Raw genomic sequence first — 211 nt, forward strand, 5'->3', positions numbered from 1 at the left:
CTGCTCCCAGGTGCCGGGTCCGGAGTCCCAGACCATGGTCGGGGCGTTGAAGCCGCCACCTGCCCTGGCGGTCCAGGTGAACAGGCCGGTACGGGCACCGGGGTAGTCGTAGAAGGCACCGATGTCGGTCAGGCCGTCACCGTTGAAGTCACCGCCGACCGGCTTGGCGCGAGGCTGCTCAAAAGTGCCGACGCCGGAGTCCCAGACCATG

1 protein-coding gene is annotated in these 211 nt (G+C 68.2%); it reads right to left on the bottom strand.

Annotated features, from left to right (window positions below; translation table 11 throughout):
- A partial coding sequence (locus tag RUR_RS26510) for a hypothetical protein (protein ID WP_283137922.1) occupies positions 1–211 on the bottom strand: 211 nt, incomplete at both ends.

The sequence above is a fragment of the Rhizohabitans arisaemae genome, assembly GCF_025996515.1.
In the GTDB taxonomy this organism is placed as follows: Bacteria; Actinomycetota; Actinomycetes; order Streptosporangiales; family Streptosporangiaceae; genus Rhizohabitans; species Rhizohabitans arisaemae.